General features: G+C 64.2%; 7 protein-coding genes. 6 read left to right on the top strand and 1 reads right to left on the bottom strand.

The features are described 5' to 3' along the window. The first annotated feature begins 95 nt into the window (after positions 1-95). The 6 genes from AC05QJ_RS19670 (at position 96) to AC05QJ_RS19645 (ending at position 14394) form a co-directional block, all read left to right on the top strand. Complete coding sequence (locus AC05QJ_RS19670) at positions 96-593, top strand: GNAT family N-acetyltransferase (protein ID WP_476742956.1); 498 nt, start codon at positions 96-98, stop codon at positions 591-593. After that, positions 590-922, top strand: a complete 333-nt coding sequence (locus AC05QJ_RS19665) for a DUF6916 family protein (protein ID WP_476742955.1) — start codon at positions 590-592, stop codon at positions 920-922. The genes AC05QJ_RS19670 and AC05QJ_RS19665 overlap by 4 nt, the downstream gene beginning before the upstream one ends. Before the next feature lie 54 nt (positions 923-976). Continuing rightward, positions 977-1612 (top strand): phage tail protein, encoded by a 636-nt coding sequence (locus AC05QJ_RS19660; RefSeq protein WP_476742954.1) that lies wholly within the window; start codon positions 977-979, stop codon positions 1610-1612. A gap of 89 nt (positions 1613-1701) precedes the next feature. Next, entirely contained in the window at positions 1702-10815 is a 9114-nt protein-coding gene (locus AC05QJ_RS19655) for a DUF4347 domain-containing protein (protein ID WP_476742953.1), read from the top strand. A gap of 50 nt (positions 10816-10865) precedes the next feature. Then, positions 10866-12341 carry a TolC family protein gene (locus tag AC05QJ_RS19650; protein WP_476747971.1) on the top strand — a complete coding sequence of 492 codons (1476 nt, stop codon included), beginning with the start codon at positions 10866-10868 and terminating at the stop codon, positions 12339-12341. Positions 12342-12822: 481 nt separating this feature from the next. Further along, a complete protein-coding gene (locus AC05QJ_RS19645) occupies positions 12823-14394 on the top strand; it encodes a TerC family protein (protein ID WP_476742952.1) in 1572 nt (523 codons plus the stop codon). Here AC05QJ_RS19645 and rarD read toward each other — a convergent pair. Further along, on the bottom strand, positions 14357-15244 hold the full coding sequence (gene rarD, locus AC05QJ_RS19640; RefSeq protein WP_476742951.1) for an EamA family transporter RarD: 888 nt from the start codon (positions 15242-15244) through the stop codon (positions 14357-14359). The two genes, AC05QJ_RS19645 and rarD, sit on opposite strands and share 38 nt — an antisense overlap. Between the last annotated feature and the right edge of the window lie 9 nt (positions 15245-15253).

Genomic DNA, 15253 nt, shown 5'->3' with positions numbered 1-15253 from the left:
AGTAATCTGCTGTCAATTCGCCATGCAAGTAAGCGTGACGCCCGTCACAATAAAAGTTAGTTCGCCAAGTTATTTCTACAAGGATGTTCGCATTGATGTCGAAGCATGCTGTGACCCTTCGTGCCCTGCATCCGGACGATATGGCGTTTATCGAACGGCTGTTTGCCGGGTCGCGTGCGCAGGAGATGTCCCAGACCGGCTGGCCCGCCGAGCAGATCGCGGCGTTTCTCAGTCAGCAGTTCAATGCTCAGCACACTTACTATCAAGCCCATTATTCCGATGGGGAATTATTGATCATCGAACTTGAAGGGCAGCCGATTGGCCGTCTTTATATGTTCTGGGGGCCGACCACCCTAAATCTGATCGATATCACCCTGCTTCCCGAGTTCCAGGGCCAGGGTATCGGATCCGCCCTGATCGAAGCGCAATTGCGCCGGGCGGACGAACAGGGGCTCAAGGTCGAACTCTTCGTCGAAACCTTCAATCCGGCACAGCGGCTGTATGGCCGGCTGGGCTTTTATGTCTGCGGCGAATCCGGGGTGTACCTGAAGCTGCGCCGCGACGCCCGCACCGACACAAGGAAAGTCTCATGAGCGAGCCCGTCCACGACCCCATTCCCAGCCGGCAGGAACTGCTCGACGCCGATCCCGAGGGCTTCGTGCTGCAGATCGCCCACGATCATGGCCTGCAGGTCAGCCTGCTGGAGGTGCTCGATGGTACTGCCATGAACGAGAACTACGAGTGCTATTCGCTGGTGCTGGCCTTGCCTCACGGGGTCGTGCTGCCGCAAGCGGTATTCAATCTTTACGGCCCAGGCCGTGCGCAGCCCTGGGCCTTGCTGATGAGCCCGATGCGCCCCGAAGCCGACGGCCGCCACGTACTTGAAGCGGTGATTCATCGCGACCGCGTTGCGGTTGCCTAAACGCCTTGATTCGCAGTTCAACCAACCACGCAAGTCAACATAAGGAAGAGTCTGATGGCTGATCCCTATCTGGGTGAAATCAGGATGGCAGGGTTCAATTTCGCTCCGTACGGCTGGTCGCTGTGCGCAGGCCAGGTCGTACCGTTGAGTCAGAACACTGCGTTGTTCGCCCTGCTGGGTACCCAGTTCGGGGGCGACGGCGTCAGCACCTTCGCCCTCCCGGACCTGCGTAGCCGCGCGCCGGTAGGCCAAGGGCAGGGCGCTGGCCTGGCGAACTACGAAATGGGCCAGAAAGGCGGCAGCGAGTCGGTGACCCAGTTGTCGACCAACATGCCGACCCACACGCACTTGCTGTCGATGATCACCAACAGCACCCTGGCGGCGACCGGTACCGCCCAGGTAGTGAACGCCGACGCCACCAGCGTTACACCGATCCCTGGCGGCTGCCTGGGCATCCCCAACGATGGCGCTGGTACCACCTACCAGCTGTTCCACAGCGGCAACGACAACAACGGCACTCCACTGCCTCGCGTCAACCTGTCGCCGTCGCCTGTCACCCTGACCGGCGGCGTCAGCGTGACCGGCACCGCGGCGCTGGTGGGCGGCAACATTCCGTCCTCGGTACTGAGCCCCTACATCACGGTGAACTTCATCATCGCGATGCAGGGCATTTTCCCGAGTCGCAACTAACGGCAACAATCGGCGGTGCCCCAGGGCACCGCCACTTTTTTGATCGCATGGCCCAAGCGGGCGATGCGGTGACCACCAGGAGGTGCACCATGAAATTCATCGAACGACTCTCGCGCAAGTCCGCCCAGCAGCCTCAGCCCGCTGACCCCGGTCAGGCTCCGCTGCTGATGGCCCTTGAGCCGCGGATCATGTTCGATGCGTCCGTGGGTGTGGTCGCCCAGGATGCTGCGGCGCAGACCACTGCCGACGCGGCCAAGGACAGCACCTCCGACAACGACAGCAGCCAGGCCCCGGCAGCGACCGGCGCGACTGCCAGCCAGCAGCAGGGCAGCCAGCGCCACGAAGTGGTGTTCATCGACGGGCAGGTCAGCAATGTCGAGCAACTGCTCGCGGGCGTGTCCGCCAACGCCGAAGTGGTAGTCCTCGATCCGGAAAAGGACGGCCTGCAGCAGATGGCCGACTACCTCAAGGGGCGCGAGAACCTCGACGCCATCCACCTGTTGTCCCACGGCGCCGATGGCACCGTGCAACTGGGCAACCTGTGGCTGGCCAGCAACAACCTGGCCGAGCATCGCGCGGCATTGGAGAGCATCGGCGCGACCCTCAAGGCCGATGGCGACCTGATGCTCTATGGCTGTGATGTGGGCCAGGGCGACAAAGGCCAGGCATTCCTCGACCAACTGGCGTCGATTACCGGTGCCGATGTTGCAGCCTCGGTGGACGATACCGGCGCGGCAGCCCTGGGTGGCAACTGGACCCTGGAGCGCAGCAGCGGCACCATCGAGACCAGCGCGCTCAGTGTAAGCGGCTATGACGGTTTGCTGGTCTCGAGCTACAGCGGTGGCTTCGTGACCTCCGCGCCAGTGCTGGGCAGTGGCACCAGCCTCATGCGCTATGTGGTCGGCGATTTCAATGGTGATGGCCGTTCCGACGTGCTGTTCCAGGCTGCCGGTACCAATGCACCGTGGAGCCTCGCCCTAGGCAATGCCGATGGCACCTTCAGCATCAGCGACCAGGCCAACTCGATGTTCAACGGCGTGACCCTGCTCGATGCCCACACCGGTGGCACCAACTACCATGCCGCCGACTTCAATGGTGATGGCCGTATCGACCTGCTGGCCGCCGCAGTCACGGGCGGCACCATGAACCTCTATATCAATACCGGTAGCGGATTCACCACCACCGCGCTGAGCGGGCCGTCTTTCGGCAACCGTACCGTGGTGGGCGACTTCAACCGCGACGGTGCTGCCGACATTCTCTACCAGAGCGCCGGTACCGGCTCCAACTGGTACGTGATGATGAACAATGGCAGCGGCTCGTTCACCACAGTGCTCAGCACCGACGCCAGCTCGCCGTTCCGCAACGTGAACCTGATCGATTTCAGCGCCTACCTGTACAAGGCGGCGGATATGGATGGCGATGGCTACACCGATATCCTCATCACTCCCTCCAACCAGGCCATGCGCTATCTGCACAACAACAACGGGACCTTCGAAGACCTGACCAGTTCGGCCAACTTGCCGGCGCCCTCGGTGAACCGGGTGGTGGTGGCGGACTTCGATGGCGACGGCGATGCCGACATCCTCTATCAGACGCTCAGCAATGGCGTGTGGAAATACGTACGCAACGACAACGGCACGTTCGTCGATGTCGCTCAGGGCGCGTCGCCATTTTCCGGCGTGGTCCTGCCGGACATGGCCAACCAGCAATACCGCGTCGGCGACTTCGATGGCGATGGCGATATCGATCTCATGGCGACCTCGTCCACCGCCGGCCAGACCAGCGTGTTCGTGCAGAGCGGCAGCCTGCCCAGGCTGGTGAGCAGCACCCCGGCCGACAACAGCCTGACCGTGGCCCCCAGCGCCAACATCACCCTGACCTTCAACGAGGCGGTGACCAAGGGCACGGGCAACATCTATATCGTGCGCACCAGCGACAACCAGATCATCCAGACCATCGACGTGACCACCGCCAGCGTCACCGGCAGTGGCACCACCTGGACCATCGACCCACCGGCCGACATGATCGCCGGGGTGGCCTATGCCGTGCGCATCGACAACAAAACCTTCGCCAATGCCAACGGCCAGGTGTACAAGGGCATCCGGGACAACACCACGCTGAACTTCACCGTCTCGGCAGTGGCCGCGCCGGTTATCGGCAACTTCAATGGCGACACCGTTGCCTACGTCGAAGGCGCCTCCTACGTGCTGCTCGATGACGGAGGCAACGCCACCGTCACCGACGCTGACTCTGCCAACTTCAGCGGCGGCAAGCTGACCGTGCAGATCACCACCGGCCTGAGCGGTAGCGAAGACGTACTGTTCATTCGCGACGAGGTGGCCGGCGCCAACAAGATCATCCTTTCCGGCGCCTCGATCATGTACAACGGCCTGGTGATCGGCACCTACACCGGCGGCAGCAACGGCAGCCCGCTGGTGGTCACCTTCACCAGCAACGCCAACCCGACGACCGTCGCTGCCCTGGTGCACAACCTGGCCTACCGCAACTCCAACACCACCGAGCCGAACACCACGCCGCGTACCGTTTCAATCAGCATGGATGACGGCGCCGGCGGCAACAGCGCGGTTTCCGAGGTGACCCTCAACGTCCTGGCGGTCAACGACGCGCCGGTGGTCAACCTCTCCGCCAGCAACCCGACCTACACCGAGAACACCTCGGCGGTGCAGTTGTTCAGCGGCGCGACGGTCAACACCGTCGAGTCCGGGCAGAAAGTGATCCAGATGACATTCAGCGTCAGCGGCGTGGCCAACGGTGCCGCCGAGAAGCTGCTGATCGACGGCAGCGACGTGACCCTGATCAACGGCACCAGCCTGACCACCAACAGCAATAGCATCACGGTCACGGTCTCGGTGACCAGTGGCACCGCCAACGTCACCCTCAGCAGCGGCGCCGGCCTGGACGTGGCGACGGTGCAGACCATCCTCAACACCATGGCCTATCGCAATGACAGCGAGAGCCCGAACACCGCCAACCGGGTCGTGACACTGAACACCCTGAGCGACAACGGTGGCACGGACAACGGTGGCATCCCCACAATCGCCGTGGGGGTCGCCAGCACCGTGACCGTGGTCGGCATCAACGATGCACCGGTCCTCGCCGGCGGGCCGTACAGCCTGCCGAGCATCAACGAAGACACCACCAGCAGCGGCACGCAGATCTTGACCCTGCTGACCAACTACACAATGGTCGACCCCGATGTCGGTGCCCAGCGTGGTATCGCGGTGATCACCAAGTCCGGCAATGGCATCTGGCAGTATTCCACCGACAACGCCAACTGGACCGACTTCGGTACCGTGTCCAGCACCAGCGCGTTGCTGCTGGCTTCCACCACCTATATCCGCTATGTCCCCGATGGTGCCAACGGCGAGACCGCCAGCCTGACCTTCCGCGGCTGGGACCAGACCACTGGTATGGCGTCCGTCAACGGTATCCGTGGCACTGCCGATACCACCAGCAACGGTGGCACCACGGCGTTCTCCATCGTCACGGCGGTAGCCAACCAGCCAGTCACCTCGGTCAACGACGCGCCAGTCATGGTCGCGACACTTCCGACCCTGACCGGGTTGAACGACACCTCCACCAACAACGCGGGCAACCTGGTCAGTTCGCTGATCGGCGGCATCACCGATGTCGATACCGGCGCGGTGAAAGGGATCGCCATCACCGAACTGACCGGCACCTATGGCAAATGGCAATTCAGCCTCGATAATGGCACCAGTTGGACCGATGTCGGCGCGGTCTCGAATACCACTGCGCTGATCCTGAACACGACCAACAAGGTCCGTTATGTTCCGGATGGCGTCCACGGCGAAACGGCGACCCTCATCTATAAGGCCTGGGACCAGACCAGCGGTACCGCTGGCCTCGAAGGTACCAAGCGCGATACCACCATTTCCGGCGGCACCTCGGCCTATTCCTCGGGCACCGACACCGCCAGCGTGGTGGTCACTGCGGTCAACGATGCGCCGGTGGTCACCGTGAGCAGTGGTGCGGCGTCCTGGAGCGAAGGCAATAACGTCGCCTCCAACCCGGTCGCGGTGGACCCGGGCCTGACCCTGGTCGATGCGGACGGTCCGAATCCGCTCAGTGCCAGTGCGCGGATGCTGACCTACTTCAGCAGCCAGGACACCCTGAGCTTCGTCAACGACGGGCTGACCATGGGCAACATCATCGGCACCTGGACCGTCGGCACCGGCACCCTGACCCTGACCTCCGCCGGCAACCAGGCGACCGTGGCCCAGTTCGAGGCCGCGCTGCGGGCGATTACCTATAACAACTCCTCGAACAGCCCGAACAGCACCACCCGTACCGTGCAGTTCATCGTGACCGATGGCAGCAACGCACAGTCGACCGCCGTGACCCGTGACGTCACCATCACCGCGGTCAACGATTCGCCGACCATCAGTGCCGTGGCCTCGCTGCCGGTCACCGAAGACACACAGACGCCCCTCAGCCAGATCACCTTCAGCGATGTCGACACCACCCTTGGCGTCGCGACCTTCTCGGTCGGCAGCGGCACCCTCAGCGCCATCGGCGCCGGCGGCGTGACTGTGGGCGGCACGGCGACGGCCCTGACCCTGAGCGGCACCCTGGCCAACATCAACAACTTCATCGCCGCCAACCGCCTGCTCTACACCCCGGCGGCCAACGCCAGCGGCGACGTGACCCTGACCATCAACATCAACACCACCAGCGTGTCCGACGCCACCACCACCGTGACCCTGCAGGTCGCCGCAGTGAACGACGCACCGGTGATCAGCACGCCGGCGTCCATCACGGTGACCGAAGATGTGTCGAGCGTGATCAGCGGCTTCAGCTTCACCGACGTCGATGCCGGTATCAACATCGTCACCGCGACCTTCTCGGTGCCGAGCGGCACCCTGAGCGCCACCACCGGCATGGGAGTTACCGTCAGCGGCTCCGAGACCGGCGAACTGACCCTGTCCGGCAGCCTGGCCGATATCAACTTCTTCGTCGCGGCCAACGGCGTAACCTTCAAGACCGCCCAGGACGCCACCGCCAGCGTGACCCTGACCGTGACCCTCAACGACAAGGGCTTCAGCGGCAGCGGTGGCGAGAAGACCGACACCAAGACCGTCACCCTCAACGTCAGCGCGGTCAACGATGCCCCGGTCAACAACGTGCCGGGCGCGCAGACCGCCTCGCAGAACATCGCCCTGGGCTTCAACACCGCCAACGGCAACGCCATCTCCATCACCGACGTGGATGCCGGCAATGGCCTGATGACCGTGACCCTGACGGCCACCAACGGCACTCTCAGCCTGAGTAGCCTGAGCGGCATCACCCTGCTGCTGGGCACCGGTACCAATGACGGGAGCATGATCTTCGAGGGCAACCGCGCGAACATCAATGCTGCGTTGCAGACCTTGAGCTTCAAGTCTGGCAGCTCCTTCCTCGGCGCCGCGAGCCTGACCATCGAGACCAACGACAACGGCAACTCCGGCAGCGGTGGGGCGAAGACCGATGTCGACACCATCTCGATCAACGTCATTCCGGTGAACCCGAAGGTCACCAGCGTCTCGGCCCAGGGCCTGGACCGCACCGTGAAGATCGGCGACGAAGTGCTGATCAGCATGACCTGGGACCAGGTGGTCAATGTCGATCTCGGCGGCGGCAGCCCGAGCCTGCTGCTGGAAACCGGGCTGGTCGATCGCGAGGCGGTCTATGTCAGCGGCAGCGGCAGCAACACCCTGGTGTTCAAGTACACCGTGCAGGCTGGCGACCTCAGCGCCGATCTGGACTTCCAGAGCACGGCGGCACTGCAGTTGAATGGCGCGGCGATCAGCAACAACACCAGCGACCTCGCGGTGCTGACCCTGCCCACCGTGGGCGGCGTCGATTCCCTCGGCGGGCGCAGCAATATCGTGGTTGATGGCGTGGTGCCGGTGGTGGCGAACGTCAGTGCGCCATCGGACGGCACCTACATCATTGGCCAGAACCTCGATTTCACCGTCAACTTCAGCGAGAACGTGGTGGTTGACACCACCACCGGCGTGCCGCGCATCGCCGTGACCCTGGATACCGGCGGCACGGCCTATGCCGATTACGTTTCTGGTTCCGGTGGCAGCGCCCTGGTGTTCCGCCTGACCGTCGCCAGTGGTCAGCTGGATGCCAACGGTGTGACCCTGGGCAGTTCGGTGCAGCTCAATAACGGCAGTATCCGCGACACTGCGGGCAATACCATCGAGGTCACCCTCAACAGCGTCGCCAGCACTGCCAACGTCAATGTCGATGGCGTGGTGCCGACGGTGGTCAGTGTCACGACCCCGCTGGACGGCAACTACAAGGCCGGCGATGTGCTTACCTTCACCGTCAATGCCAGCGAAGCCCTGCAGACCGGCTCGTTGCCACCGCGCCTGGTGCTGGATGTGGGCGGCGTGACGCGCTACGCCACCTACGTTTCCGGCAGTGGCAGTGCGGCGCTGGTGTTCCAGTACGTGGTGCAGGCGGGGGACAACGACAACAACGGCATCGCGATCAACAGCCTCGACCTGCGTGGCGAGCAGCTCACCGACCTGGCCGGCAATGATCTTGACCTGACCCTGAACGGCGTGGGAACACCGCACGTGCTGGTGGATACCACGGCGCCAACGGCCACCGGCATGGATCGCAGCAACGTCAATCCGAGTGCCGGTGACACCGTCCAGTACGTCGTGCATTTCAGCGAGGGCGTCAGCGGCGTCGATATCGATGACTTCAATCTGGTGGTCACCGGGACGGCTCAAGGAACCATCACCGAGGTGACCAGCTTCGGTGCCGACTTCCTCGTCACGGTGAGCAACATCACCGGTGCCGGTAGTATCCGGCTAGACCTCAAGGCCAGCGGCACGGGCATCACCGACTCTGCCGGAAACGCCATCAGCGGTGGCCTGACCGGCCTGAGCTACACCATCGACCGCGTCGCCCCGAGCGTCAACAGCGTCGATGCCCCGGCCAACGGCACCTACGTCGCCGGACAGAACCTGGACTTCACCGTACACCTCGACGAGGCGGTACAACTGAACACCAGCAATGGCACGCCGCGTATCGAAGTCCTCCTGGACAACGGCACCACGGCCTACGCCACCTACCTGTCCGGTGGCGGGACCAATGCCCTGGTGTTCCGCCTGACCGTTGCCAACGGCCAACTGGACACCAACGGCATCACCCTCGGCAGCGGGATCCAGCTCAACGGCGCGACCCTGCGTGACAGCATCGGCAACAACGCCAACCTCGCCCTCAACAACGTCGGCGATACCAGCGAGGTCCGTGTCGACGCGGTGGCACCGACCGTTTCCACCGTCGGCCTGCCGGCACCGGGTGCCTACAACGCTGGCGACGTGCTGCGCTTCACCGTCAATACCAGCGAGAACGTCATCGTCGATACCAGCACCGGCACCCCGCGCCTGGCCCTGAATATCGGCGGCGTGACCCGCTACGCCAGCTACGTTTCCGGCAGCGGCAGCAGTGCGCTGGTGTTCGAATACACCGTGCAGGCCGGCAACAACGCGGCAGCCGGCATCGGTCTGCCAGGCGTTCTCGACCTCAACGGCGCCTCGGCGCGCGACGCGGCCGGCAATGCCCTGAACCTAGCCCTGAATACCCCCGGCGCTGCCGGTGGCGTGGTGATCGATACCGTGGCGCCGCAGGTCGGCGACATCGTCAATGTCGACCTCACCCCGACCAACGCCGGTTCGGTGCGCTACACCGTGACCTTCGACGAGAGCGTGTCCGGGGTCGACAGCGCCGACTTCAGCCTGGCCTTCACCGGTACTGCCAGCGGCCGTATCGCGTCGGTGGAGCAGGTCAATGGCCGCACCTACACCATCGTGGTGGACAACCTGGCGGGCGCCGGCAACGTGCGCCTGGACCTGAACAGCACCGGCACCGGTATCGTCGATATCGCCGGCAACCCGATCACCGGCGGCCTGGAAGGCAGCAGCTACAGCATCGACCGTGTCGCACCGTCGGTGACCAGCGTCGGCGTGCCGGCCAGCGGTACCTATGTGGCCGGGCAGACCCTCGACTTCACCGTCAATACCGACGAAGCGGTGCTGGTGGACAGCGGCGACGGCAACCCGCGCCTGGCCATCACCCTGGACAACGGTCGGGTGGTGTATGCCGATTACCTGTCGGGTTCTGCCAGCAATGCCCTGGTGTTCCGCCTGACCGTCACTAACGGCATGGCCGGCAACAGCACCTTCGCCGTGGCGTCGAGCATCGACCTCAACGGCGGCACCCTGCGCGACGCCCGTGGCAACGACGCCAACACCGGCCTGAGCAACGTCGGTGACACCCGCGGCATCCTCGTCGATGCCCGGGCGCCGCGTCCGAGCGGCATCGTGGTGGATGGGCCGGTCCTGCCGACCGACCGCAGCATCAGCTTTACCCTGACCTTCGACGAGGCGGTCAGCGGGGTGGACGCCAGCGACTTCACGGTGCTGGGCACGTCCAGCGCCAGCGGTACGGTGCAGTCGGTACAACAGATCGACGCCAAGACCTACCGCATCGTGGTGGGCGACATGCGCGGCCAGGGCGCGCTGTCGCTCAGCCTCAACGCGCCGGGCAGCGGCATCAGCGATGGTGCCGGCAACCTGCTGGCCGTTTCGCTGGTCGGGCAGTCGCAGAGCATCCAGACCCAGGATGTGGGCGACCTGAACTATCGGGTCGATCCTCCGGCAACCGCGACTGCTCCAGCCACCGTGGTTCTGCAGCCTCAGGTGCCGGGCATCGTGGTGAACGACGCCGTGTCGCCGCTGGTGCCGCAGGGCCTGTTCGACGTGCGTACCGTTGGCGGCAACATCCAGCCGCTGGGCACCATCTTCCTCGGCAACGCCGGCAGTGCACCGAGCTTCATTGCCCAGGTGTTCGGCAGCAGCGATTCGGGCATCGGCGGCGGCCAGGGCGGTTTCCTGGGCTTCGGCGGCGGTGACGGCGGTGGCGTGTTCGGCAGCAGTACCTTCGCCGCCGTCTTCGGCCGCGAGGTACCGGGCGTCAGCGAGATGAACGTGTTCAACGGCAGCCAGTGGAAACAGAGCGATATCAACCAGGGGCTGCGCGGGGTGTTCGGCGTGCCGACCTTCGGCCAGCAACTGCAACAGATCAACGAAGCCGACCAGCGCCATGTACGCGAGTTGGCCATGGCCCTGGCTCAACCGGCACAGATCGGGAAGCGGGCATGAACTACAGCACTCAATTGCACACTCAAGCCGTACCAGGGGGCGGCCCAAGGATGAAGAAAAGCCAGAAATTGTTCGGTGCCAGCTTGCTGGCGCTGGCTATCAGCGGTTGTGCCGTCACCAGCCAACCCATCGATCGCAGTGCCAGCGAGGAACGTGCACGCACCGACCTGGCGACCATGTTCAAGGACCAGGAGCCGATCAACGGCCCGCTGACCCTGCACCAGGCCATGGCCCGTGCGGTGAAGTACAACCTCGAGGCGCGCCTCAAGGTCATGGAAGAGGCTCTGTCCAAGCGCCAGGTCGACCTGGCCCGCTTCGACATGCTGCCGCGCATGGCCCTGGCCGCCGGTTACGCCGGTCGCAACAACGTCAACGGTTCCAGCAGCCAGAACGTGGATACCGGTGAACAGTCGCTCGTGCCTTCGACCTCCCAGGACCGCGATCGCGAAGTCGCGGACCTGACCATGGTCTGGAACGTCCTGGACTTCGGTGTCAGCTACGTCAGCGCCAAGCAGCAAGCCGACCAGCGCCTGATCCTCGAAGAGCGTCGCCGCAAGGTCATCCACACCATCACCCAGGACGTGCGCTCGGCCTACTGGCGCGCCGTGGCGGCCCAGCGCCTGCTGACCCAGATCGACGGCCTGATGAGCCGCATCCACCAGGCCCGTGAAAACAGCCAGCACATGGCGGCCCAGCGCGTCGGTGATCCGGTGCAGTCGCTGAGCTATCAGCGCGCCCTGATCGAGGCCACCCGCCAGCTGGAAGAACAGCGCCGCGCGCTGTCGCTGGCCAAGACCGAACTGGCCGCGCTGATCAACCTGCCGTTGAACAGCAACTTCACCCTGGCGCCGGAACAAGGCTACGTGGTGCCGGAGTTCAAGGGCGACCTGCAGAAGCTGGAGCAGCAGGCCCTGGCCAGCCGCCCGGAATTGCGCGAGCAGGACTACCAGGCACGCATCAGCGCCGCAGAAACCCGCAAGGCCATGCTGCGCATGCTGCCGGGCCTGGAGTTCTCCGCAGGCGGTCACTACGACAGCAACTCGTTCCTGACCAACCAGAGCTGGGCCGACTACGGTGTGAAAATCACCTGGAACCTGTTCAACGTGCTGTCTGCGCCTGCGGCGATCAAGGTCGCCGAAGCGGGCGAGGACGTGGCTGCCGCTCGCCGTCAGGCCATGTCGATGGCCGTGCTGGCCCAGCTGTACGTGGCCAACGCCAACTTCCAGGAAGCGACCCGTCAGTTCCGTACCAGCGAAGAGCTGGCAACCCTCGACGGTCAGATCGCCGAACAACTGCGCAACCGCTACCAGACGCAGAACATCGGTGAGCTGGAGCTGATCCAGGGCGAACTGAACAACCTGCAGACCCAGCTCAAGCGCGATCTGTCCTACGCTGAACTGCGCAATGCCTATGCCCAGCTGTACGTCAGCTCGGGTACCGACCTGCTGCCGGACACGCTGCCGGACAACAACCTGCAGACCATCGCCACGGCGCTGCAGAACGGCGAGGCGAACTGGAATCGTTGATGGCGTGTGGGGCTGCTCTGCAGCCCCTTGCGGCGGCTCAGGGCCTGGCGTGGAAACTGTGGTGGGGCTGCCGGGCGCATGCCTTTGGGGCTCCGGCTTTCTTGAGATCGAGCGCCGCCCGCGCGGCGCTCGATCTCAACAGCACTGAAGATCCATCGACAAGTGCATGGCAGCCCTCGCTCAGTCTCCCGGCAAGCGCTTCGCGTTCGCCACCCTTCAACACAGATGTGTAGATACTCATGCTCATCGCTGCGGTTCGGCGCCCCGACAAGCCAGCTCCTGCAGGGTTCTGGGTCAGCCGCTTTGCCACAGATTGAAATACTTTCCCTGTGTGGTAAAACGCCGCTACAACTGTAGGATCAACGTCCCTTTTTTGATCTCAGGTTGATATGACCGCTTTCTCGGAACCCCCCAGTAGCAGGCCTTTGCGGCCTTCCTTCCTCTCCCGTCCCTGCGACGTTTCCTGCATGAGTGCCCAACCATGGAATGGCTAGCCGATCCCACCGCGTGGCTGGGACTGGCCACGCTGATTGTCCTGGAACTGGTTCTGGGCATCGACAACCTGGTTTTCATCGCCATCCTCGCCGACAAACTGCCGCCCCATCAGCGCGACCGCGCGCGGGTGATCGGTCTGTCGCTGGCGCTGATCATGCGCCTGGGCCTGCTGGCCTCGATCTCGTGGATGGTGACCCTCACCGCGCCGCTGTTCGAGGTGTTCGGCAAGTCGTTCTCCGGGCGTGACCTGATCATGCTGTTCGGTGGCGTGTTCCTGCTGTTCAAGGCCACCATGGAACTGCACGAGCGTCTCGAAGGCCATGTGGTGCAGGCCAACGGTGCGGTCCGTCACTCGGCGTTCTGGCCCATCGTGATGCAGATCGTGGTGCTCGACGCGGTGTTCTCCCTGGACGCGGTGATTACCGCCGTGGGTATGGTGGAAGAGCTGTCGATCATGATGATCGCGGTGATCTTCTCCATCGGCATCATGATCGTCGCCAGCAAGCCGCTGACCCGCTTCGTCAACGCCCACCCGACGGTGATCATGCTGTGCCTGGGCTTCCTGATGATGATCGGTTTCAGCCTCACCGCCGAAGGCCTGGGCTTCCACATTCCGAAGGGCTACCTGTACGCGGCCATCGGCTTCTCGCTGCTGATCGAGGCGTTCAACCAGCTGGCCCGTTTCCGTCGCAAGCGCAGCCTGCAGCAGCACAAGCCGCTGCGTGAGCGGACGGCCCACGCTGTCCTGCGTCTGCTGGGCGGGCGCCGGGTCGAGGCTGACGAAGTCGGTGACGAGATCGCCGACCTGGTGGCCGATGGCGAGGAGCAGGTGCTGTTCGACCGCCGCGAGCGGGTGATGATCAGTGGCGTGCTGAACCTGGCCGAGCGGCCGATCAGGACGGTGATGACGGTGCGTGCCGAAGTCGATGCCATCGATCTGGCGCAGTCGCCGGAGGCGATCCGCGAGGCGCTGATCAACTCGTCGTACTCGCGCCTGCCGCTGATCCGCGATGGCCGTATCGAGGAGCCGCTGGGCTATGTGCACAAGAAGGAACTGCTCAAGGAGATGCTGGCCGGCCAGCAGCCGGATCTGGAACCGCTGATGCGCGCGCCGCTGAACCTGCTGGAGAGCTTCAGCATCCTCAACGCCCTGGAGCAGATGCGCGCCGAATCGACGCACATCGCCTTCGTGGTCAACGAGTTCGGTGATTTCACCGGTATCCTGACCATGACCGACATCCTCGAGTCGATCGCCGGCGAGCTGCCCGACGCCAGCGAAGTGGAGGGGCCGGGGATCGTCGCCGACCAGGACGGCTACCTGGTCAGCGGTGCGGTGAACCTGCGCCAGATCCAGGCGCAGATCGGTTTTGCCGCCAGGCCCACCGATGACTACCAGACCCTCGCCGGGCTGGTGATGAGCCTGCTGGACCGCCTGCCGGTGGTGGGCGATCAGCTGGCCTGGAACGACTGGCGCATGACGGTGGTCGAGGTGGAGGAACGGCGGGTGCGCCAGGTTCGTCTTACACCGGCTGGCGACGCTGACGCAGCAGGTGCCTGATGCCTTCGAGCACCAGCACTACCACTGCCAGCCAGATCGGCAGGTAAGTCAGCCACTGGTCCTGGGCGATGCTTTCGCCCAGGAGCAGGGCCACCATCACCAGCAGCACCGGCTCCACATAACTGAGCAGACCGAACAGGCTGAACGCCAGCATCCGGCTTGCCAGCACGTAACTGATCAGCGCCAGGGCGCTGATCGCTCCCAGCAGCGGAATCAGCCCGTACAGTTGCGGGTGGCTCGCCATGTCTGCCGCATTCAGCGGCCCCTTGATCACGAAATACAGCGCCGCCGGCATCAGCAGGCACATGTCTGCCCACAGACCGCCCAGGTGGTCGGTGCGCAGGCGCTTGCGCAGGACGAAATAGATCGGGTAGCCGCCCGCCACCAGCAGGGTTTCCCAGGCGAAGCTGCCGTGCTGCACCAATTCGTGGCCAACCCCGGCGACGGCAAAGCACACCGCGACCTTCTGCAGACGCGACAGGCGCTCGCCGTAGACCAGGCGGCCGGTCAGGACCATGGTCAGCGGCAGCAGGAAATAGCCCAGCGACACTTCCAGGCTGCGGCCATGCAACGGCGCCCAGAGGAACAGCCACAACTGCACGCCCATCAATGCCGAAGTGCCGCACAGGCCGAGGAACAGGGCAGGGGTCTTGCGCAGCCGGGCCAGCAGGCCGGTGACCAGCGGCCAGTCGCGGGTGACCAGCATGAACAGGGTGACGCACGGCAGGGTCAGGAGCATGCGCCAGCCGAAGATTTCCTCGCCGTCGAGCGGGGCGAGGAGGGAGGTGTAGTAATACATCACGGCGAACAGGCAGGATGCCATCACCGATAAAGCAATGCCTCTGGACAAGGGGGCCTC

This window comes from Pseudomonas sp. TUM25319 (assembly GCF_056388475.1).
This window is presented reverse-complemented; position numbering and strand designations above follow the sequence as displayed.

Coding starts and splice junctions, on each gene's coding strand:
- AC05QJ_RS19660 (WP_476742954.1), top strand. CDS start 977: ATGGCTGATCCCTATCTGGGTGAAATCAGGATGGCAGGGTTCAATTTC.
- AC05QJ_RS19670 (WP_476742956.1), top strand. CDS start 96: ATGTCGAAGCATGCTGTGACCCTTCGTGCCCTGCATCCGGACGATATG.
- AC05QJ_RS19655 (WP_476742953.1), top strand. CDS start 1,702: ATGAAATTCATCGAACGACTCTCGCGCAAGTCCGCCCAGCAGCCTCAG.
- AC05QJ_RS19645 (WP_476742952.1), top strand. CDS start 12,823: ATGGAATGGCTAGCCGATCCCACCGCGTGGCTGGGACTGGCCACGCTG.
- AC05QJ_RS19665 (WP_476742955.1), top strand. CDS start 590: ATGAGCGAGCCCGTCCACGACCCCATTCCCAGCCGGCAGGAACTGCTC.
- AC05QJ_RS19650 (WP_476747971.1), top strand. CDS start 10,866: ATGAAGAAAAGCCAGAAATTGTTCGGTGCCAGCTTGCTGGCGCTGGCT.